The following is a 19,398-nucleotide window of genomic DNA, read 5'->3' as shown; positions in this document are numbered from 1 at the left end:
CATGTCAGACATCGTAGAACCAACCCTGGTGATCGTGCCGATCGGCGCGCTCGGCATGGGGATTTTGGAAGAGCACCTGGCCGCGGGCATCGCCGCGGGCGCCCACGCCATCGCGCTGGACGCGGGCTCGACCGACAGCGGGCCGGCCTATCTGGCCGAGGGGCGGTCCAAGTACAGCCGCGACTCGATCAAGGCCGATCTGCAGGTGCTGATCCGCGCCCAGGCCAAGGCTGGGATCCCGCTCCTGATCGGCTCGTGCAGCACCTGCGGCGTCGACGCCACCGTGGACTGGACCTATGAGATCACCAGGGAGATCTGCGAGGAGGAAGGCTTCTCGCCCAAGATCGCCCTGCTCTACTCGCAGCAGGACGCCAAGGTCCTCAACGACAAGGCCGCGGCCGGGGCGATCGCTCCCCTGGCGCCGATGACGGCCGAGCCGCCCGCGCCGTTCGATCGCTGCGCCAACATCGTCGCCCTGATGGGTCCCGAGCCCTACATGGCCGCCGTCGCGGCCGGCGCCGACATCGTCCTGGGCGGGCGCACGACCGATACGGCCGTGATCGCCGCGGTGCCGCTGATGCGCGGGGCGGGCGCGGGTCCGGCCTGGCACGCGGGCAAGATCGCCGAGTGCGGCGGGGTGTGCACCCGAAATCCGCTGGATGGCGGGGTGCTGATCCGGGTGGGCGTCGATGCGTTCGAGGTCGAGCCGCTGAGCGCGGCCAACCACTGCGACACCGCCAGCGTGGCCGCCCACATGCTCTATGAGAACTCCGACCCGTTCCGGCTGACCGAACCGGGCGGGGTGTTGGACGTCTCGGGCGCGCGCTACGAGGCGCTGGACGAGCGCCGCGTACGGGTCACCGGCTCGGTCTGGGAGCCCAGGCCCTACACCATGAAACTGGAGGGCGCCGCGCCGGGCCCGTACCAGACCATCATGCTGGTGGGGATCCGCGACCCCAACGTGCTGGAGGACGTCGACAAGTTCGTGGGCCTGATGCGCCGCGCCCTGGTGGATCGCACGCACAAGGCGCTGGGCCTTGCCCCCGAGGCCTTCGAGATCTCGATCCGGCCCTATGGCTGGAACGCCGTCGATCGCGTCACGCCCGATCCCGACACGCCGCGGCCGCGCGAGATCGGCCTGCTGTTCGTCGCCACCGCGGCCACCCAGGACCTGGCCACGCGGATCGCCAAGACCTGCAATCCCTACTTCTTCCACCTGCCGGCCAAGCGCGGCGTCCAGATTCCCAGCTACGCCTTCCCGTTCTCGCCGGCCGAGATCGAGCGCGGCCAGACCCACGCCTTCCTGCTCAACCACGTCGTGGCGGTCTCCGATCCCCACGAGCTTGTCCGTTCCAGCTGGCCGCAATTTACGGGAGCCGCCGCATGACCACGCTCAAGGATCTGGCCAAGTCCGTCCGCTCCAAGAACGCCGGCCCGTTCTGGCTGACCATCGACATCGTCTTCCCCGACGCGGAGGCCTATCAGCGGGGCGTGGCGTCCGCGGCCCTGTCGACCCCGTCGGTGGCGGCGCTCTACGCGGTCGATCCGGGCCTGGTGCGCCGGTTCGAGATCCCCGACCTGTTGACCCTGAAGCTTTCCTATCCACGGCCCACCACGCAGGGCGGCCCCGACGAACACGACATGCATGGCGGCCAGCAATATGTGCGGTTGCTGGAGATCGCGCTGTGAGCCTGGATCTCGCCTCGCCCCGCCTGCCGATCGATCCGGCGAGCGTCAAGGGCTTCCTGGACCCCGACGAGGCCGCGGCCCTGCACATCACCGCCCGCCTTCAGTCGCAGTTGGGTCCGTGCCTGGAGATCGGCAGCTATTGCGGCCTGTCGGCCCTCTATATCGGCGCGGCCTGCCAGGAGGCGGGCGGGGTGTTGTTCTGCGTCGACCACCATCGCGGCTCGGAGGAGAACCAGCCCGGATGGGAATGGCACGACCCCAGCCTGTGGGACGCCGAGGCCCAGAGCCTGGACACCCTGCCAAGCCTGCGGCGGACGCTGCGCCGCGCGGATCTGGAAGATTGCGTGATCCCGATCGTGGGCCGCTCGGCCACGGTCGCGCGCCATTGGCGCACGCCCCTGGGCATGCTGTTCATCGATGGGGGCCACACCCGCGAGGCGGCCCTGGCCGACTATCGCGGGTGGACGCGCCACCTGATGCCGGGCGGCATTCTGGCGATCCACGACGTCTTTCCCGATCCCAAGGACGGCGGCCAGGCCCCTTACGAGATCTATCTGCGCGCCGTGGCCTCCGACCTCTATACGCCGTTCGCCGAGATCAAGTCGCTGCGTCTGCTGCGCCGGGAAGTCTAGGCTCAGGCGCGCTCTTCGCCGGTCAGCACGCGCGCGGCGGGCGAGGCGTCATAGAGCGCGTCGTGGGCCAGGATCATCGCCGCCTGGGTCCAGCTGGGTTTTTCGACCGGCCAATAGAGCTTCTCGACGAATTGCCAGCCCATCCAGTAGGCGCCGTCGGCGTCGCGATGGGCCTCCTGCCAGGTCAGCAGAGCCGCGGCCTGGGTGTAGCGCCGCCGGCCGATCAGGGTCATGGCCAGCTCGGCCGACTCCGCCACCGTCACCCACGGTTCGTTGGCCACGCACCGGCAGCCCAGGCCCTGGACGATGAAGCGGGCGCGCCCGGCCTCAAGCCGCGCCTCGACGGCGTCGGACGGCGTCGCCCCGGCCAGGACCGGATAGTACCAGTCCATCGCGAAGCCCGATCGATCCTGGCCGTTGCGGTCGAAGCGTTCGGGCGCGCCGGTCAAGGCGCGCAGCAACCGCTCGCGGCTCAGCCACCAGCGGCTGGTCTGTTCTCCCAGCAGGTCGGCCAGGCGGATGGCGTGGCCGAGGCTGGCGAAGATCGAGGCGTTGCCGGCCAGGACCGCGTCGTCCAACGCCGTGCCATGGCCTTCGAGCGACCAGGAGATGTCGCCCTGCGGCGCCTGCAGGCTCAGCACGAAGTCGATGGCGGCCCGCACCATCGGCCAGTAGCGGCGGACCAGGCCGAGGTCGCCGCTCAGGCGATAGGCGTGCCAGACGGCGGTGGCGGGATAGGCGGCGAAATTGCTGTCGACGACCTGCGGGCTGGGCCCTCGGGCCAGACGCATGTCGTCCTCGATCGGCAGGGCGTTGCCGTAGGGCGCGCTCCAGCCGCCATCGGGCCGCTGGCTGGCGGCCAGCCAGTCCAGGCCCGCGCGGGCCGCGGCGTCCTCGCCCATCACCCCCAGGGCCATCACGCACTCGGCGTGGTTCCAGGGATCGCATGGGCCGCCGTCGAACCAGGGAATGGCGCCGTCGGAGCGCTGAATGGCGAGCATGGCCTCCAGCGCCGGGGCCAGGGTGTTGTGGTTGGGCAGGATGGGGCCCGTCTTGGCCAGGCGCCTCATGGCTGAGTCCCGCGCTCGAAATAAAGCGCCACGCTCTTGCCCAGGACCGGGTTGAGCGCCGTCTCCAGCGCCCGGGTGATCCAGGGCCCCTGCAGAATGTCCCACTCCAGGAAGCGCTGGTAGGCGCGCACCCAAGGGTGATCGTCGCGGCGCGCCCAGAAGGCCGTCTTCAGCCACCAGTAGGGCGCGTGCAGCGCGTGGGCGTGATGAGCCCCCTGGAACCGGAAGCCGCGCACTTCGATCTCGCGGCGCAGGTCGCCGGCCTCGAAGATGCGGATATGGCCGCCGGGCTGGTCGGCATAGCCGCCTGGTCCCGAGGCCAGGGCCCAGCAGATCCGCTCGGGCCAGGCGCGCGGGACGGTGGCCACGAACCGGCCGCCGGGCCGCAGGACCCGGACGATCTCGCCCAGGGCCCGCGGGTAGTCGTGCAGGTGCTCGAGCACTTCGGAGCAGATCACCGCGTCGACGCTGGCGTCCGCAAAGGGCAGCTCATAGGCGCTGGCCTCGATGAACTCGGTGCGACCGCCCGGCTTCAGCTGGGCCAGACGCGCGCGCGCGGTGGCCAGGCAGCTGCGGCTGAGGTCCAGGCCCGTCACCCGCAGGTCGCCGCGCTCGTGGGCGGCGTGGGCGTGGCGCCCCTCCCCGCAGCCGACATCGATTAGGTGATCGCCGGGCTCGAGCCCAAGGCGCTCCAGGCGAACCGTCAGCATCCCGCCGCCTCCGCCAGGACCTTCTCGTACCGCTGGGCCAGGCGGTCCCAGTTGAAGGTCGCCGTGACGCGGGCCAAGCCCGCTTGCGACATCCGGGCGCGCCGGTCCGGATCGTCCAGAACCGCGGCGATGGCCGCGGCCAGGGCCGGGGCGTCGGCGCGGGGCACCACCACGCCGGCCTCGCCGACCACCTCGGGCAGGGCCCCGCCGTCGGTGACCACCACGGGCGTGCCGCAGGCCATGGCCTCGGCGGCCGGCAGACCAAAGCCCTCGTAGAGCGACGGCGTGACGGCGACCGTGGCCGAGGCGTAGAGTTCGGCCAGGTCTTCGGTGCTGAGATCATGGACGAAGCGCACGCGATCGATGAGGTTCAGGCGCTTGAGCAGGGCCGCTGTGGGCCCGTCCGGCCGCAGGCGTCCCACCAGATAGAGCTCCAGCTGCGGTCGCTCGGCGAGGAGGCTCGCATAGGCTTCCAGCAGGAAGCGCGAGCCCTTGAGGGGCACGTCGGCGCTGGCGGTGCTGACGATGCGGCTGGGATGGCGATCGCCCTCCCGTCCCGGGCGAAAGACCGTCTGGTCGATGCCCAGGGGCACGACCTCGATGGCTTGCGGGGAGACCCCCAGCCGCTCGACGATGTCGTCGCCGGCCGCGCGGGAGACGACCAGGACCCGCTTCAGCCGCGAAGCGACGGCCTCCTGCATCGGCAGGAAGCTGTACCAGCGACGGATCAGCGCCTTCATCCACCAGCGCGGCTCGGCCTCGACGGCGAGTTCTCGGTCGCGGTGGATGGGGTGGTGGACGATCCCGACCACGGGCAGGCCCGCGGCCTCGACCTCCAGCAGGCCATGGGCCAGGGTCTGGTTGTCCAGCACCACGTCGAACTGGTTCTTGCGGGCCTTCAGCAACGCCGCGACGCGCCGGCCAAAGGTCTCCGGCTCCATGAACTTGCCGCTGTGGTGGCCGAAGAACTCCATCAGGGCCGTGCGGTCGCTCAGGTGGCGCCAGCGCAGGGCCAGCCGCCCCTTGAAGGGTTGGGCGTAGAGATCGAGCGACGGCACCGGCGTCAGCAGGACGCCGGGCGGAACCTGCGGATAGGGCGGGCCCGAGAAGATCTCGACGCGATGGCCCCGGCGCGCCAGGGCGGCGGCGACCAGCGACAGGTAGATGCCCTGGCCGCCGACCTTGGGGTCGGAGCGATAGCCCAGGAACGCGATGCGAAGGGGCCGCGAGGCCGCCGCGTCGGCGGCGGGGGGCGGCCTGCCGGGCGTCTCTGCGGCGGCGGCGGCGGCGCGCGCGGCGTGGGCGTCTAGAACCCTTTGACGAATGGGACCCAGGCTCATACCGGCTTGGCGGCCCGGTATTCGCGGATCAGGACGATGCCCCAGCCCAGGAAGTAGCCGGCCGTGGCGCCGGAAACGAAGTGGGCGAGCGCCGCGGCCGGTCCGCCCTGGGCCAGCTTCATGGCCGTGGCCACCGCCACCCCGTACTGCAGGACAAAGACGCTGACATTACGCGCCAGCGGCGTCCAACCGCCGGGGCGGGTGATCGTGCCGGCCTCAGGATCGACCGCCAACAGGCGCACGCCGCGCACGAACGGCCAGGGGGCGGCCAGCAGGGCTCCCACCACCCAGGCGCCGATCGCCGCCGCGCCCGGCTCGTGGGCCAGAACGATCCGCGACAGACCCAGGGCGATGAACAGGATCGGCACGATCAGGGCCCGGCTGACGGCCATGGTGCGCGGGCGCAGGGACTGGATCCCCTGGTAGACGAGATAGGCCAGGATGGCCCAGGCCCAGATCGGGGTGCCTCTGACGATGTGGGCGGCGGTCTGCATTTGGGGCTCGCGGGGAGGAGGTGCGGACGCGCCCTACGGCGCGTCCTGGGGATCGAGGAGTTGGTTTTCGCGCTCGCTCTCGCGCTCGCGCAGGATCACCAGGTTCTGCTCGTGGCTCTGGCGGTTGATCTTGTAGTAGCGCAGCGAGCCGATGGCGCAGGCGTAGAGGATGAGCAGGATCGGCAGGTAGAACAGCGCCAGGGCCTCGAGGATCGAGCCCTCGACCGCCCCCGGCTTGGCCTTGGCCGGGAAGGCCACGATCATCAGGAACATGCTCGACAGGAACACCCCAACGCCATTGGCGCACTTCTGCAGGAAGTTGTCGGCCGACAGCAGCAGGCCTTCGGAACGCCGGCCGGTCTTGACCTGGCTGGCCTCGGTCAGGTCGGCGAACATCGAGGTTACGGCGATCTGCGAGCTGAAGATGAAGATGTTGGAGATGAACACCTCCACCAGCAGGATGTAGAGCACCTTCTTGTCGCCGTTGGCCGGCATCAGATCGAGCAGGCGAAGGCCCATCGGGGTCAGCAGGGTGATCGCGCCCAGGGCGAAGCAGGCCATGGCGGTCGTGCGCTTGCCGAGTTTCTTGGAGACGCGCGGCGCCAGGATCACCGCCACGATCGAGGCGGCCATGCCGGCCATGACCAGGGTGCCCAGCTGCTGGGGCTGCAATTCCCAGAAATAGAGATGAAAGTAGACCGACAGGCCCTCGTTGAGCCCCGTGGCCACGGCGGCGAAGACGCCGCCGGCGGTCAGGATCCACAGCTCGCGCGTGGAGAGGGTGCCGCGAATGTCGCTGACCAGGCCCCCCCAGGTGAACTTCGCCGCCGGCAGCTTGTGCAGGTAGGGGATGCGCTTGACGGTGCTCAGGGCCCCCGCGCACAGCACCACCAGAATGACCGTGGCGGCGATGGCGCCATAGGTGTGGTAGCCGGCCAGGCTCAACATGCCGTCGGGATTGTCCGCGTCCTTCTTGAAGATGACCTTCAGGGCGTAGAGGCTCATCAGGAGCGCGCCCAGGATTCCCATCAGGTAGCGAAGGCTGACCAGGACGGTGCGCTGGTTGTAGTCGGAGGTCAGTTCGGGCGCGAGCGCGGTGGCCGGGATCTCGAACAGGCTGTCGAACAGGCGCACGCCCACGACCATCACGGCCATCCAGGCCAGGGTCGCCCCGTCCGACCAGCCCGCCGGCGGGTGCCAGATCAGATAGAAGGCCGCCACGTAGGGCAGGATGGCGGCGAACATGTAGGGGTGGCGGCGGCCCCAGCGCGAGCGGGTGTTGTCGCTCATCACCCCGACCAGCGGGTCCACGACCCCATCGATGATCAGGGCGACCATGATCGCCGCGCCCACCCAGTGGGCGGGCAAGCCGACGACCTGATTGTAGAACAGCATCAGGAAGGAGCCCAGACCGCGGAGCTTGACGCCCTTGGCGGCCGTGCCCACGGCGTAACCGACCATGGTCAGTCGGCTCAGCGGCGGAGCCTTGCCGGGCAAAGCGGAGTCGATGGCGGTCATTTCGCGGACCCCTCGCGCACTTTCGCACCCAAACGCACGACGTCCTCCCGGCTGACCATTATTGGTTCTCCTTATGCCGGGAAATTTCTAGGATTGGATTCTAATAAAATCTAGTCATAAAATCGGGCGGCCTCTGAGCGCGCCTGGCGACCTTGGTGGGTTGGGCGAGGTTCGGGGCCCGGGCGGCCGCTTGCACAGGGGCGGCCGCCCATCTTCCGCGAACCCCTGGTCATCCCGCGCTGGCGGCGCGCACCTTGCCAAACCGGATCGAGACATAGGCGCCCAGCAGCACGAAGCCGACGGCCAGGGCGGCCAGATCGGCGATCTGGCCCAGAGCGACGAAATGACGCTTCAGGAAGTACAGGCCCGTCGCGAGGTTGGCGAAGCCCCAGAAGAAGTTGATCAGCGGCGAGGACAGGCCCTTGCCGCGCGGCTTGGCGAACGGGGTCGGGAAGGGCTCGCCGCGGGTGCCGGCGGCCAGGTGCGGGATGGCGTTGCACAGCAGCGCGCCCGTGAAGAAGAGAACGATCAAGTCTTTCATCGTGACCTCGTTTTAGCCGCCGACGGTTCGGTCCGGCTCGAATATTGTATGAGAATATTCTCATACAATCCAAAATGCGGCGGGCTTATGGCCAAGTCAATCGCGACGGATCAGGCCTCTTCGCCCCCAAGAGCCAAGGCCGCCTGATAGGCGGGGTTGGGCGCGATGCGCAGGCGCGCGCGGGCGGCTTCCAGGGGTTCGTGCAGCAGGCGCTCATAGTCCTCGCCGGGCAGCCAGCTGGCCCGCGCGCCGTTGCGCCAGCCTTCGAAGATGGCCTTGCGCCGCGCCCGGCCCAAGGCCCCGCCGCGGCGCAGGGCCGAGCCCAGGGCGATGAAGGCCCAGCCCAGTCCCTTGGTCTGGCTGAAGGAGAAGGCCACCACGCACGACTCGCCCAGGCCGTCGCGCCCGTAGCCGGTCAGGATGTGCCAGATGTCGTGGACGTCGCGGGTGCGCCGGCCAAACCAGGCGTAGGGACTGGCCACCGGCAGGGCGCGCCGCGCCTTGTCGCTTTCCTTGGCCAGGCCTTCGGCCGAAAGGCCCTCGCTGCGAACGAAATGGACATAGGCCGCCCCGACCGTGCCGGGCGCGAAGCTGTCGAGATAGGCGTCGTCCATCAACCGCTCGGCCAGCTCCACCCGCTCATAGGCCAGGCGCGCGCCCTCGACCGTTTCGATCAGGCGCAGATACCCCTTCTTGGTCGAGGCCGCGTTCAGCGAGCGCATGATCTCGAAGACCTGGGCGGTGTCTTCCTTGTTGTCCCGCAGGCGGGCCAGGGCCTTCAGCGCCCGTCCCCACTGGCGTTTGGGCGGCGCGATGACCGTTGGAGCGGACGGCGCCGGGGTGGTGTTGCTCATCATCGTGATCGCTCCTTCACCGGCGGGGGTTGCGTCCCGGCGGACGAATAGGCAAGTAGATAGGCAACCTATCTATATCAAGGATGAAGAACATGGAAGCGGACGCGCGGTCGCACGCCCCCTCCGATCCCGTCGAACTGGCCGAGGCGCTTCGCCCCGTCCTGCACCGGCTGCTGCGCGCCCTGCGCCGCGAGACGATCGAGGAGCATGGGGTGACGCCGCTGCACGGCCTGCTGCTGGTGGTCATCCACCGTCACCCCGGCATCGGGGTGAACGAGCTGGCGGCCCGGGAAAACCTGCGCGGGCCCACGATCAGCGGTCACGTCAAGTCGCTGGAGGGCCGGGGGCTGTTGCGGCGCGAGGCCCTGGATCCCAAGGATCGTCGGCGGGTCAGCCTGTTCGTGACCGAGAAGGGCCAGGCCCTGCTGGCGACCATGAAACGCAGCCGCACCGATTGGCTGGCCCAGCGCCTGGGCCTGCTGACGCCCCAGGCGCGCCAGGCCATCGCCGGCGCCATCGCCCCCTTGCTGGACGTCGTCGGATGAGCGCCAAGGACACCGCCGACTCCATCGAGGACGACGAGCCGCCCTCCCCCATCGACGCCGACGAGCCGACCGAAAAGGAAATCAACCGGGTCTTCCTGGGCCTGATGCTGGTCATGGGCCTTTCGGCCATCGACCAGAGCATCGTGGCCACCGCCCTGCCGCGCATCGTCGGCGACCTGGGCGGGGTCACCCATCTGTCGTGGGTGGTGACGGCCTATGTCCTGGCCTCGACGACCACCATGCCGCTCTATGGCAAGCTGTCCGATCAGTTCGGCCGCAAGCCGATGCTCTATACGGCCATGGGCCTGTTCCTGCTGGGCTCGGTGCTCTGCGGCATGGCCCAGACCCTCGAGCAGCTGATCGCCTTTCGGGTGCTGCAGGGCCTGGGGGCCGGAGGCCTCCTGCCCCTGACCCAGATCATCGTCGGCGACTTGGTCAGCCCCCACCAGCGCGGCAAGCGCCAGGGGGTGATCGCTTCGGTGTTCGCCGTCTGCAACGTCGCCGGCCCCGTGGTCGGCGGGGTGATCACCGATCTGCTGTCCTGGCACTGGATCTTCTACGTCAACCTGCCGATCGGCGTGATCTCGTTCTTCGTCATCGACCGCGCCCTGCATCGTCCGCAGGTGCTGCACAAGCGCAAGATCGACTTCCTCGGGGCGGGGCTGCTCAGCGCCACGACCGCGGCCTTCCTGTTCGTCCTGGCCACCGGCGGCGCCCAATGGTCCTGGGTCTCGCCGCAGATCCTCGGCGTCGCCGCCCTGGCGATTTGTCTGGGCGTGGTTCTGGTCCTGCACCTTCGCAGCACCGCCCACCCCTTTCTGCCGCTGGAGCTGTTCCACAACCGGGTGTTCCTGGTGGCGTGCGTGGTGCTGGGCCTGACCTTGATGGGCATGCAGGGGGCGACCCTGTTCTTCCCGCTGTTCTTCCAGGCGGTGATGGGCGTGTCGGCGTCGCATTCGGGGTTCCTGACCGGACCCCTGATGATCGGCGTGGTGATGTCCTCGATGTTCAACGGTCGCGTCCTGCTGCGCTCGGGCCGATACAAGCCCACCCAACTGGCGGGGCTCTCGACCGCCCTGTGCGCCTTCTCGGTGCTGGCCTGGGGCGCGGCCACCCACAAGGGCTTCTGGGTGCTGGAGCCGGCGATCTTCGTGCTGGGCCTGGGCCTGGGCCTGGTCATGCCTAACATGACCGTGGCGGTGCAGAACGCCCTGGACGCGGCCCACCGGGGCGTGGGGACCGCGACCCTGGCTTTCTTCCGCTCGCTGGGCGGGCTGATCGGGGCGGCCGGATCCGGCGCGATCCTGACCCACCACATCCTGACCAGCCAGCTCTCCACCTCTGTGGGCAAGCATCCGGCCGAGATGTCGCCGGCCGTGATCGCCGCCCTGCCGGCCGCCGACCGTCTTGCGGTCGTGGAGCTCTATCGAGACGCCATCTCCACGGTGTTCATGATCGGGGTCTTCATCATGGGGCTGGCGCTGGTGGCCATCCAGTTTCTGCCCGAACTGCCGATCGTCGCGCGTCGGCGGACACGGGATGATCCGGCGGCCGCGGTGGACGGATAGGGTTGAACAGCGCGCCGATAGAGGCGCCAATGCACCCCGCCACCGTTGTCATTGCGCGACCGGTATGGATTGCCGCTAGGATCAATCGGTCGCCAGTAAATCTCGAACCAGTGAGGCGCGCCCGCCGGGATCAGGATGACGAGACCCAGCTTGCACCGCTTCCCGCTCAGCTTTAGCGTTGCGCGGGATGCTACGCGACCGTGTGGGAGCGTACGGGGCAGCGGCTAGATCGCGATTAGCCGCCGACCTCGCATCAGAAGGATCGCCGTGCGGATTGTCAGGGTCGAAATCCAGAACTTTCGGGGCATCGGGACGCTCGACTGGCAGCCCTCGCCCGGTATGAACTGCTTGATCGGTCCTGGTGATTCCACCAAGACCACGATCCTTGACGCTATCGAACTGGCCCTCAATCCCAGGTCAAACTATCTGGGCGATGACACCGACTTCCACAATCTCAACTTCGATCTCCCCGTCAGGGTGACGGTGACTCTGGTCGGCATTCCCACTGAGTTCTGCATCGACAGCCGCTACGGGCTTCATCTTCGGGGCTGGGACGAGGCGGCCGCGCGGCTTGTGGACGAGCCGGGGGATGGACTGTTGGAGGCCCTGTCGGTTCGGGTCGAAATCGATCCATCAACTCTCGAAGGCCGCTGGGCGATCTATAACGATCGCCTGGCCGACGACGTCGATCCGCCGTCCTTGCGCTATAAGGATGCGCAGCAGCTGGCGACGACGAGGCTGGGTCCCTACGCCGAACGGCATCTGGGGTGGGGTCGACAATCGATCCTCAATCGCATCGGCGAAGGCGGGCGGATGAGCGAGCAGCTGGCCAGCGCCAGCCGCGCCGCCCGTGCGGCCTTCAAGACCAGCAACAAGGATGTGTTCGCCGTCCCCACAGCTCGCGCCGAGAAGCTGGGTAAGCACTTCTCGGTCCGGGTTCGGCAAGCCTTCACCGCCGAACTCGATGTCCAAGGCTCGGCGATCACCTCCGGAGGCGTCGTTCTCCATGACGGCGACTTGCCGCTCCGCACCTTGGGCACCGGGTCTTCGCGGTTGATCGTCTCGGCCCTGCAGCACAATGCCGGCGGGTCTCACATCGCTCTGGTCGACGAAATCGAACATGGCCTTGAGCCTCACCGCATCGCCCGGCTTCTGAAGTATCTCCGCAATCCGCCGGTGCTGGAGGATGACGCCGCCACGCCCGGCGCCGCCGCGCCGCAGACCTTCCTGACCACCCATTCCAACGTCGTGATCCGCGAACTCGACGCAGGCGACATCCACGCCGTCCGCTCCCATGAAGGGCGAATCCAGGTTCGGTCAGTTGAGCAGACCGCCGAGACCCCGGACATCGCCCAGCGCCAGCTGCGCGCGTCGCCCGAAGCCTTCCTCGCGCGGCGCATCCTGGTCGGCGAAGGCCGCACGGAATGTGGCCTACTGCGCGGTCTGGACGCTTGCTGGATCGCCGAGGGCAGAGACTCTTTCGCGCTGCGCGGCGTGGTGGCGATCGACGGCGGCGGCGTCCCTAACGCCGTGACCCTGACCCAGTCCTTGCTCGATTTGGGGTACGAGTGTCTTGCCCTGCTCGACTCCGACAAGCCGCCGTCTCGAGACTCCGTGGCCAAGGTCGAAGCGGTTGGCGGCGTGGTCTTGGAATGGGGAGAGGACTGCTCGACCGAAGAGCGCCTCTTCCGTGATGTCCCCTGGGCGACGGTGGACGCTTTGGTGGGCCTGGCGATTCAGTGCAACACCGAAGACAGCGTGCTGGCGACCTTTCGGGCGACCTGTAAGGCCATGAAGCTCGCCGAACCGATGGATCTTAGCCTTCCGGTCAGTCTCGACACACCTCAAGTCCGCGCCGCGCTCGGTCTCACGGCGCGCGAGAAGTCATGGTTCAAGACCATTCCGCGGGGCGAACGGCTCGCGGTGCTGGTGTATCCGTGCCTGAAGGACATCCCGGCCACACCATTGGCCAAGCATTTGTCTCGTCTGCGCGCGTGGGTCGATGGCTGATCCGCCCGTTGACGACCTGGCCGCCAGAATCTGCGCGGTACAGGCCGGGTCGATCGTGGCGGCGGCCGGCTGTGGCAAGACCGAGCAGATCGTCAACGCCACCGTCATGAGCCAGGGACGGCGGCTCATCCTGACTCACACTCACGCCGGGGTCGACGCCCTGCGCAAGCGTATGCGGGAGAAGGGGGTGTCGACCAGCCAGTACGCCATCGACACCATCGCGGGCTGGTGCCTGCGCTACGCGGCCGCCTATCCGCGCCGGTCCGGGCTGAAAGTGGCCGCGCCTAAGGGGGATCAAGACTGGACAGCGGTCTACGCCGGGGCGATCGCGCTGCTGGAGAGCGGGGCCGTCACCCAGGTTTTGAGGGTCTCCTACTGCGGTGTATTCGTCGATGAGTACCAGGACTGTGGCGGAGCTCAGCACCAGGTCGTCGCGGCTCTGTCGAAAGTGCTGCCTGTCTGCGTATTCGGAGATCCCCTGCAGGCGATCTTCGATTTTGGGCAAACGCCCGTCGATTGGCGCGGCGAGGTGTTTTCGCGGTTTCCCCAGCTTTCGACCCTGACCAAACCCTGGCGATGGCATCGGCACGGAAACGCCGAGATGGCCAATTGGCTCGAAAAGGTGCGCCCCGTTCTCGAGGCTGGACGCCCGCTGGATCTTGCGGCCCGCCCCGCCTGCGTGACCTGGGAATGGTTGCCTGACCAGGACGGCCCACGCCAATCAAAGATTATCTCCACCTGCCTCAAGGCGATGAAGGGCGACGGAAACCTGGCGGTGATCGCCGACCCGGCTAATCTCAACGGACGGGCGCTGATCGCCAAGAAACTCGGCCGGCAGGGCTTCTCCAACATCGAGCCCATCGAGTGCAAGACCGTCTACGCCGCAGCCAAGAAGCTCGCGGCAACCTCGGGACCAAAGCGCCTGGTCGCGCTGTTGACCTTCCTAGAGCAATGCATGTCCGGCGTGGCGCAGGGCGAGTTCCTCAAGGCCGTGGCTTCGCACAAGTCTGGCGGAAAGCTGGGTCGCGCCAAGTTCGGAGATCTTGTCGAGCTTGGGATGACACTCGACCAAGGTGCGGGCGATGAAGTCTGCCTGGCCTTAATCGATGGCTTCGCCGCCCAGCCGACGACCTTCGTCTTCCGCCGCGAAATGCTGTTTTCCATGCGCTCGGCGCTGAGGATGAAGGTGGCGGGCGACGCCGCCGATCTGTCGGACGCCTTGTGGCGGGTGCAGACCAAGATTCGCCACGCGGGTCGGCAGATCCCCTATTACAGCGTCGGCAGCACGCTCTTGGTGAAGGGGTTGGAGTTCGCCAATGTCGTGGTCATCCACTCGGCCAATATGAACAACAAGGACTGGTACGTCGCCCTGACCCGGGCGACCCACCGGTTGACGGTCCTGTCGCCGAAAGCGGTGATCGCTCCAGGGTTTGCGTAAGCACCTAGCCCATACGCCTCGAGACCGTGAGCGCCTAAATCTTGGAGAGCGCCTTCCACGCGGCGACGAACTTCGGCGTCAGCGCGGCGAGACGGTCTAGGAGATCGTCCAAGGTCATCGGCGGATTCTTCAGTCGGGCGACCTGCGCGGTGAGAGCGGCCGCCAGGGCGTGAGGCGTCTTTTCGAGCAAGAGGCAGAGAAAGCCGTCGGGGCTGATGGCGGCCACGCCGGACGGCAGCTTGGCGAAGTCCTTAAGGTTGCTGGTGACGATCAGGCTGGCCTCGCCCTGGACAGCGCACGCCGCCACGTGGCGGTCTTTGACGTGGTTGGGCATGGTGGCGATCAAGGGCTCGTGGCCCTCGACGAAGGCGTCCTCGAATTGAAGACCGAGGGTCGCGCGAAGGCGTTCGGCTTTGGTGGCGGTCAGGCGGCCGTCCGCCACCAGGTTGCGGGTGGCTTCCTCGACAATGAACGCGCTCCAGCGCGGCTGAAAGCAGCCGGCCGCGGCCGCCGACAGCAGGGTGTCGCGTAAGGGCAGCGGATAGAGGACATCGGCATCGAGGACAGCGACGATCACTGGGGTTTGGCCTTTCGGATCCGCGGCCGACGGCCACCAGGCTTCAGGGCCGTCTCGGAGGGCTTGGCCAGGAGCTCTTCGGCGGTCGCGGTGGACTTAGGCTTGGACTTGGTCTTCTGCGGGTTGGCGAGCATCTGGGCGAGTTTGGACTTGGGCGCGGGCTTGGCCGTCTTGGGCTCGCGCAAGGCCCGTAGGCTGGCGGCCACGTCGGTGGCGCCCAGCTCCTGCGCGCGTTCCACGAAGGCGTTGTAGGTTGCCGCCTGTAGGCCGGCGGCCTTCAGTTTCAGGGCAGGGTCGCCGCTCGGATCGGTCTTTGCCTGATAGAGCGAGACGATGACCGCGTGCGGGTTAGGCAGGAAGGCCAGGCCCATGGCTTGCGCCCCGCTGGGTGCGACCTCGACGAAGCCGAAATCGACCAGGCGACGTAGGCGATCCTGGAAGGTTCGGGGTCCGCGCTGTCCGGCGAACCCGGCCGCGAAGGCCAAGTCTGGCATGCGGCCCAGGCGCACGAAGGCGTTGTCCCAGGTCGCGCACCACAAGGCGACATAGGTGTCCGACAACGGCTGGCCCTTGGACAGCTCGTCCAGGATCCGGCAGATATAGGGCATGGTCTTGGGCATGGTGGTGAAGCCATGGAAACGGTTGCGATCCCACATTCGCGCCTCGGCGTCAGGGAACAGACTATCGCGCAGTTCGACGTCGCGATCGCGGATGGCCTTGCCTTTCACGCTTGGCATAGGAGGGCTCCTTTCAGGCGGTCATAAAATCCGCTGGTTGGCAGACTTGTAGAATAAAACATCAATGAAGTCAGCGACGTAGATATGCACTCAGCCTAGGTAGCTTGGCGTATTGATGGCACCATTGATTATGAGTTTGTCACGGCAGGTGCAGCTCGGATAGTGACTTGGCTTGTTTGCGCCGTTTGGATCGTGTAACCTGCTGATCTGTCACGCGGAATCAAGAATTCGTATGTGCTGGCGGTGATCGGGTGCTGGGCTGTGCTGACCATGTGCTCCCGGTGCTGACTGGGGGATCGGCCAAGGGGGGAGCCTTGGTTGCGTTTGTAGCGTTTATACCGCACCTGATGATGATGACCCGCACGACCGCCTCCAGAAAGATCGACAAGCAGGCTCGCCATCCTGTGCCGGCAATGCTGTCGTTCGACGATCGCCAGATGGCTGCGCAGTTGTCGGACCTGTTGTTGGGCGGGGCTGACGGTCCTGGCCGGCTATGCCTGGCGCGCGGCGATGGCTATGCGATCGCGCTGTCTCCCGCCTTGGTAAGGGTCCTAGAGACGGTCGCGGAAATGGTCACGGGCGGCGCCAGTGTCACCGTACTGCCCAGCCACACCGAGCTGACGACTCAAGAAGCGGCGGACACGCTCAATGTCTCGCGCCAGTACCTTGTGCGCCTGATTGATCGCGGCGACCTGCCCTCCCACAAGGTCGGCGCTCACCGTCGGGTGCTCGCTGAGGACTTGGCCGCCTATCGACGTCGCCGGGACCAGGCGCGCCGCGAGGCCCTGGATGTTCTAGCCGCAGACGCGCAAGAGGCAGGGGGATACGACGCGCCGATGGCGTTCGGGCCGCGACGGGGCTGAGCCTCTTCAAACTGGAACAGCGAAGCCTGGATGGTTGGGCAGTGCGTCCGGCCTGAGCCGGCTCGCCCGTCGTCCGCAAAGAAGCTGCTAACTAGCTGGACGCCGCATCGGCGGCGACAGCTCTACGTGCCCTGACAATCAATCGCCCAGCCGCGCGCGACGGAGAGCCAGTACGCGCTCCAGCTGGGCGCGCACGGCGTCGAGCCGATCCAGGCGTTCGGCCAGATGACCGCAGACAGCGCGGTCCAGGTCCTCGTCGTCCAGGATCTGGGCGATGGTCGCCAGGTCAAAGCCCGTGGCGCGCAGGTCGACGATCGCCTCGAGCCGCGACTGGGCTTCGTCGTCCAGCTGGCGGGCGTTGGAGGCCGTCCGCGTGCAGCGGATCAGCTTGAGATCCTCGTAGTGGCGCACCGTGCGTGGGGTCAGATCCAGCCGCCGGCACATGTCGGTGATCGAGGCCATGCGCCGGGGCGGGGTCGACCGCGGCTTGAAGACCTCGGCCGGCACGGTCGTGGGAACCGCGACCGCGAAGGGCTTGGCGCGTCGATCGGCCGGCGTGTTCGAGGGGGTGTCGAGTTTCATCTCAGAAGCTCCAGGAAATCCGCGCGGGCCCATGGTCTTGGCGGGGCCGCGGCGGGTCGTTCACGTCGCCGGACCAACCAGGCCCGGCGACGCGCGGTGGACGAATTTAAGCGTTGAAGGCCTTGCCGTCGGCGGCCTTCTGGCTGAGCAGCGAGGAGATGCGGAAGCCCTCGCCCAGCTTGTCGGCGTGACGCTCCAGGCCCTCGACCACGGCCTTGGGGCCCACCAGGTCGGCCCAGAAGGTCGGGCCGCCTTGGGTCACCGGCCAGCCGTAGCCATAGACCCAGACCACATCGATGTCCGACGGACGCTGGGCGATCTTTTCCTCGAGGATCAGGGCCGCCTCGTTGACCATCGGATAGAGCAGCCGCTCCTTGATCTCCTGTTCGTCGATCTGGCGCTGGGGCTTGCCGGACTTTGCGGCGAACTCCTTGATCAGCGCCTCGACCTCGGCCGAAGGGGTGCGGTTGCGGTTTTCGTCATAGTCGTAGAAGCCCTTGCCGGTCTTCTGGCCGCGGCGACCGGTCTCGCAGAGGACGTCGCGCAGGGTCTCGCCCTTGGAGGCCTCGGCCTTCCAGCCCAGATCCAGACCGGCCAGGTCGGCCATCTGGAACGGACCCATGGGGAAGCCGAAGTCGGTCAGGACCTTGTCGATGTCCCAGGGCATGGCCCCTTCCATGATCATCTTGTTGGCTTCCTTCTGGCGCACGGCCAGCATGCGGTTGCCGATGAAGCCATGGCAGACGCCGGCGACGACGGCCTTCTTGCCGATCTTGCGGGCCAGGGCCATGCAGGTGGCCAGGACCGTGTCGCTGGTCTTTTCGGCGCGGACCACTTCGAGCAGCTGCATGACATTGGCCGGCGAGAAGAAGTGCAGGCCGATCACCGCTTCCGGACGCTTGGTCTCGGCGGCCATGGCGTTGATGTCCAGATAGCTGGTGTTGGTGGCCAGGATCGCGCCTGGCTTGACGATGGCGTCGAGGTTGCGGAACACCTCCTTCTTGACGTCCATGTTCTCGAACACCGCTTCCAGGACCAGGTCGCAGTCGGCCAGGTCGGCCTGCGACAGCGTCGGCTCCAGCAGGCCCATGGCCGCCTCGACCTGCTCGGTCGTCATGCGGCCGCGCTTGGCGGTGGCCTCGAAGTTCTTGCGGATCGTGGCCACGCCCTTGTCGAGGGGGGCCTGCTCGCGCTCGACGATGACGACCGGCACGCCGGCCTTCAGGAAGTTCATGGCGATGCCGCCGCCCATGGTGCCCGCGCCCAGGATCCCGACCTTGTTGATCGGCAGCAGGGGCAGGTCGGCCGGCACGCCGTCGATCTTGCCGGCCATGCGCTCGGCGAAGAACATGTGGCGCATGGCGCGCGACTGGTCGCCGGTCATCAGCTCCAGGAACAGGGCCCGCTCCTTGGCCAGGCCTTCGGCGAACGGCAGCTCGACGGCGGCCTTGATCGCCGCGACGCAGGCCTTGGGGGCGTCCGCGCCCTTCAGGCGACGGCCGTTGGCGGCGATGAACTGGTCGACGGCGTCGGCCGGCGAGGCCGCCAGCCGCTCGGTGCGTTCGCTGGTGCGCGGGATCGACTGACCGGCCGCGCCGCGCGCCAGGGCAATGGCCTCGGCTTCGAACGCCTTGTCGTCCGCCATCGCGTCGATCAGGCCGATCTCGAGAGCGCGTTCGGCGCCGACCGGCTCGCCGGTCACCACCAAGGTCAGGGCGTCGGCGACGCCGATCAGGCGCGGCAGGCGCTGGGTGCCGCCGGCGCCCGGCAGCAGGCCTAGCTTCACTTCCGGCAGACCCAGCTTGGCCGACCTGGCGGCGACCCGGTAGTGACAGGCCAGGGCCACTTCCAGGCCCCCGCCCAGGGCCGAGCCATGGATGGCGGCGACGACCGGCTTGGTGGAGGCTTCGATCGCCTCGATCACCGTGGGCAGCAGCGGCTCCTTGGGCGGGCGGCCAAATTCGGTGATGTCGGCGCCGGCGAAGAAGGTCTTGCCCGCGCCGACGATGACGACGGCCTTGATGTCGGCGGCGTCCTGGGCTTCGGCGATGGCCGCGACCAGGCCCTGGCGCACTTCGTGGCCCAGGGCGTTGACGGGCGGATTGTCGGACGTGACGACAAGGACGTCGCCTTCGCGGCGGGTGGTGATCTGCGGCATCTGCGCGTCTCCCTCTTTGTTTTGACCGGCGACGCCGATCGCGCAGCGAACCCATACTGCATTTTTTGTTTT

The 19,398-nt window shown here is 67.8% G+C and carries 19 protein-coding genes; 8 read left to right on the top strand and 11 right to left on the bottom strand.

Annotated elements, in window-relative coordinates; genetic code table 11:
* The first annotated feature begins 1 nt into the window (after position 1).
* The 3 genes from AC07NI_RS25015 to AC07NI_RS25005 are packed head-to-tail and all read left to right on the top strand — an operon-like array spanning position 2 to position 2,321.
* Positions 2-1,387 carry an acyclic terpene utilization AtuA family protein gene (locus AC07NI_RS25015; RefSeq protein WP_494624223.1) on the top strand — a complete coding sequence of 462 codons (1,386 nt, stop codon included), beginning with the start codon at positions 2-4 and terminating at the stop codon, positions 1,385-1,387.
* Complete coding sequence (locus tag AC07NI_RS25010; RefSeq protein WP_494624221.1) at positions 1,384-1,689, top strand: DUF4387 domain-containing protein; 306 nt, start codon at positions 1,384-1,386, stop codon at positions 1,687-1,689. Before AC07NI_RS25015 ends, AC07NI_RS25010 begins: the two co-directional genes overlap by 4 nt.
* Positions 1,686-2,321, top strand: a complete 636-nt coding sequence (locus AC07NI_RS25005; protein WP_494624219.1) for a class I SAM-dependent methyltransferase — start codon at positions 1,686-1,688, stop codon at positions 2,319-2,321. The genes AC07NI_RS25010 and AC07NI_RS25005 overlap by 4 nt, the downstream gene beginning before the upstream one ends.
* A 2-nt stretch (positions 2,322-2,323) precedes the next feature.
* Here the strand turns inward: AC07NI_RS25005 and AC07NI_RS25000 are convergent, their stop codons facing one another.
* The 7 genes from AC07NI_RS25000 to AC07NI_RS24970 all read right to left on the bottom strand — a co-directional run bounded on the left by AC07NI_RS25000 (position 2,324) and on the right by AC07NI_RS24970 (position 8,851).
* Complete coding sequence (locus AC07NI_RS25000) at positions 2,324-3,391, bottom strand: prenyltransferase (RefSeq protein WP_494624217.1); 1,068 nt, start codon at positions 3,389-3,391, stop codon at positions 2,324-2,326.
* Positions 3,388-4,101, bottom strand: coding sequence for a class I SAM-dependent methyltransferase (locus AC07NI_RS24995; RefSeq protein ID WP_494624215.1), 714 nt, complete (start codon positions 4,099-4,101; stop codon positions 3,388-3,390). The genes AC07NI_RS25000 and AC07NI_RS24995 overlap by 4 nt, the downstream gene beginning before the upstream one ends.
* Positions 4,095-5,441 carry a glycosyltransferase family 4 protein gene (locus AC07NI_RS24990; RefSeq protein WP_494624213.1) on the bottom strand — a complete coding sequence of 449 codons (1,347 nt, stop codon included), beginning with the start codon at positions 5,439-5,441 and terminating at the stop codon, positions 4,095-4,097. Before AC07NI_RS24990 ends, AC07NI_RS24995 begins: the two co-directional genes overlap by 7 nt.
* Positions 5,438-5,935, bottom strand: coding sequence for a hypothetical protein (locus tag AC07NI_RS24985; RefSeq protein ID WP_494624211.1), 498 nt, complete (start codon positions 5,933-5,935; stop codon positions 5,438-5,440). The genes AC07NI_RS24990 and AC07NI_RS24985 overlap by 4 nt, the downstream gene beginning before the upstream one ends.
* A gap of 33 nt (positions 5,936-5,968) precedes the next feature.
* Positions 5,969-7,453: an MFS transporter gene (locus AC07NI_RS24980; RefSeq protein ID WP_494624209.1), complete on the bottom strand. Its 1,485-nt coding sequence runs from the start codon at positions 7,451-7,453 to the stop codon at positions 5,969-5,971.
* Positions 7,454-7,682: 229 nt separating this feature from the next.
* A complete protein-coding gene (locus tag AC07NI_RS24975; protein WP_494624207.1) occupies positions 7,683-7,994 on the bottom strand; it encodes a hypothetical protein in 312 nt (103 codons plus the stop codon).
* Between the two features lie 110 nt (positions 7,995-8,104).
* Positions 8,105-8,851, bottom strand: a complete 747-nt coding sequence (locus AC07NI_RS24970) for a Coq4 family protein (protein WP_494624206.1) — start codon at positions 8,849-8,851, stop codon at positions 8,105-8,107.
* An 89-nt stretch (positions 8,852-8,940) separates the two neighbouring features.
* Between AC07NI_RS24970 and AC07NI_RS24965 the strand changes: the two genes are divergently transcribed.
* The 4 genes from AC07NI_RS24965 (at position 8,941) to AC07NI_RS24950 (ending at position 14,409) form a co-directional block, all read left to right on the top strand.
* A complete protein-coding gene (locus AC07NI_RS24965) occupies positions 8,941-9,393 on the top strand; it encodes a MarR family winged helix-turn-helix transcriptional regulator (protein WP_494624204.1) in 453 nt (150 codons plus the stop codon).
* Positions 9,390-10,961, top strand: coding sequence for an MDR family MFS transporter (locus tag AC07NI_RS24960; RefSeq protein ID WP_494624202.1), 1,572 nt, complete (start codon positions 9,390-9,392; stop codon positions 10,959-10,961). Before AC07NI_RS24965 ends, AC07NI_RS24960 begins: the two co-directional genes overlap by 4 nt.
* A 267-nt stretch (positions 10,962-11,228) precedes the next feature.
* The gene (locus AC07NI_RS24955) at positions 11,229-12,971 is read left to right on the top strand and encodes an ATP-dependent nuclease (protein ID WP_494624200.1); all 1,743 of its coding nucleotides are present in this window, start codon (positions 11,229-11,231) and stop codon (positions 12,969-12,971) included.
* Positions 12,964-14,409, top strand: a complete 1,446-nt coding sequence (locus AC07NI_RS24950) for a UvrD-helicase domain-containing protein (RefSeq protein ID WP_494624198.1) — start codon at positions 12,964-12,966, stop codon at positions 14,407-14,409. The genes AC07NI_RS24955 and AC07NI_RS24950 overlap by 8 nt, the downstream gene beginning before the upstream one ends.
* A gap of 34 nt (positions 14,410-14,443) precedes the next feature.
* On the opposite strand, the gene AC07NI_RS24945 is transcribed toward AC07NI_RS24950, so the two are convergent.
* Together AC07NI_RS24945 and AC07NI_RS24940 are read right to left on the bottom strand one after the other, a co-directional pair.
* Positions 14,444-14,986: a VapC50 family PIN domain-containing toxin gene (locus AC07NI_RS24945; protein ID WP_494624196.1), complete on the bottom strand. Its 543-nt coding sequence runs from the start codon at positions 14,984-14,986 to the stop codon at positions 14,444-14,446.
* A complete protein-coding gene (locus AC07NI_RS24940; RefSeq protein ID WP_494624194.1) occupies positions 14,983-15,723 on the bottom strand; it encodes a hypothetical protein in 741 nt (246 codons plus the stop codon). The genes AC07NI_RS24945 and AC07NI_RS24940 overlap by 4 nt, the downstream gene beginning before the upstream one ends.
* A gap of 347 nt (positions 15,724-16,070) precedes the next feature.
* On the opposite strand from AC07NI_RS24940, the gene AC07NI_RS24935 reads away from it, so the two are divergent.
* On the top strand, positions 16,071-16,586 hold the full coding sequence (locus tag AC07NI_RS24935; protein ID WP_494624192.1) for a helix-turn-helix domain-containing protein: 516 nt from the start codon (positions 16,071-16,073) through the stop codon (positions 16,584-16,586).
* Between the two features lie 138 nt (positions 16,587-16,724).
* On the opposite strand, the gene AC07NI_RS24930 is transcribed toward AC07NI_RS24935, so the two are convergent.
* Together AC07NI_RS24930 and AC07NI_RS24925 are read right to left on the bottom strand one after the other, a co-directional pair.
* A complete protein-coding gene (locus AC07NI_RS24930; protein ID WP_494624190.1) occupies positions 16,725-17,168 on the bottom strand; it encodes a MerR family transcriptional regulator in 444 nt (147 codons plus the stop codon).
* Between the two features lie 106 nt (positions 17,169-17,274).
* Positions 17,275-19,326, bottom strand: coding sequence for a 3-hydroxyacyl-CoA dehydrogenase NAD-binding domain-containing protein (locus AC07NI_RS24925; RefSeq protein WP_494624188.1), 2,052 nt, complete (start codon positions 19,324-19,326; stop codon positions 17,275-17,277).
* Positions 19,327-19,398: the final 72 nt, after the last annotated feature.

Source organism: Caulobacter sp. GW821-FHT10E02 (genome assembly GCF_059415225.1).
This window is presented reverse-complemented; position numbering and strand designations above follow the sequence as displayed.

Excerpts from the sequence above, each read along its gene's own strand:
- AC07NI_RS25015 (WP_494624223.1), top strand. The coding sequence starts at position 2 with ATGTCAGACATCGTAGAACCAACCCTGGTGATCGTGCCGATCGGCGCG.
- AC07NI_RS25010 (WP_494624221.1), top strand. The coding sequence starts at position 1,384 with ATGACCACGCTCAAGGATCTGGCCAAGTCCGTCCGCTCCAAGAACGCC.
- AC07NI_RS25000 (WP_494624217.1), bottom strand. The coding sequence starts at position 3,391 with ATGAGGCGCCTGGCCAAGACGGGCCCCATCCTGCCCAACCACAACACC.
- AC07NI_RS24995 (WP_494624215.1), bottom strand. The coding sequence starts at position 4,101 with ATGCTGACGGTTCGCCTGGAGCGCCTTGGGCTCGAGCCCGGCGATCAC.
- AC07NI_RS24990 (WP_494624213.1), bottom strand. The coding sequence starts at position 5,441 with ATGAGCCTGGGTCCCATTCGTCAAAGGGTTCTAGACGCCCACGCCGCG.
- AC07NI_RS24985 (WP_494624211.1), bottom strand. The coding sequence starts at position 5,935 with ATGCAGACCGCCGCCCACATCGTCAGAGGCACCCCGATCTGGGCCTGG.
- AC07NI_RS24980 (WP_494624209.1), bottom strand. The coding sequence starts at position 7,453 with ATGACCGCCATCGACTCCGCTTTGCCCGGCAAGGCTCCGCCGCTGAGC.
- AC07NI_RS24975 (WP_494624207.1), bottom strand. The coding sequence starts at position 7,994 with ATGAAAGACTTGATCGTTCTCTTCTTCACGGGCGCGCTGCTGTGCAAC.
- AC07NI_RS24970 (WP_494624206.1), bottom strand. The coding sequence starts at position 8,851 with ATGATGAGCAACACCACCCCGGCGCCGTCCGCTCCAACGGTCATCGCG.
- AC07NI_RS24965 (WP_494624204.1), top strand. The coding sequence starts at position 8,941 with ATGGAAGCGGACGCGCGGTCGCACGCCCCCTCCGATCCCGTCGAACTG.
- AC07NI_RS24960 (WP_494624202.1), top strand. The coding sequence starts at position 9,390 with ATGAGCGCCAAGGACACCGCCGACTCCATCGAGGACGACGAGCCGCCC.
- AC07NI_RS24950 (WP_494624198.1), top strand. The coding sequence starts at position 12,964 with ATGGCTGATCCGCCCGTTGACGACCTGGCCGCCAGAATCTGCGCGGTA.
- AC07NI_RS24940 (WP_494624194.1), bottom strand. The coding sequence starts at position 15,723 with ATGCCAAGCGTGAAAGGCAAGGCCATCCGCGATCGCGACGTCGAACTG.
- AC07NI_RS24935 (WP_494624192.1), top strand. The coding sequence starts at position 16,071 with ATGATGATGACCCGCACGACCGCCTCCAGAAAGATCGACAAGCAGGCT.
- AC07NI_RS24930 (WP_494624190.1), bottom strand. The coding sequence starts at position 17,168 with ATGAAACTCGACACCCCCTCGAACACGCCGGCCGATCGACGCGCCAAG.
- AC07NI_RS24925 (WP_494624188.1), bottom strand. The coding sequence starts at position 19,326 with ATGCCGCAGATCACCACCCGCCGCGAAGGCGACGTCCTTGTCGTCACG.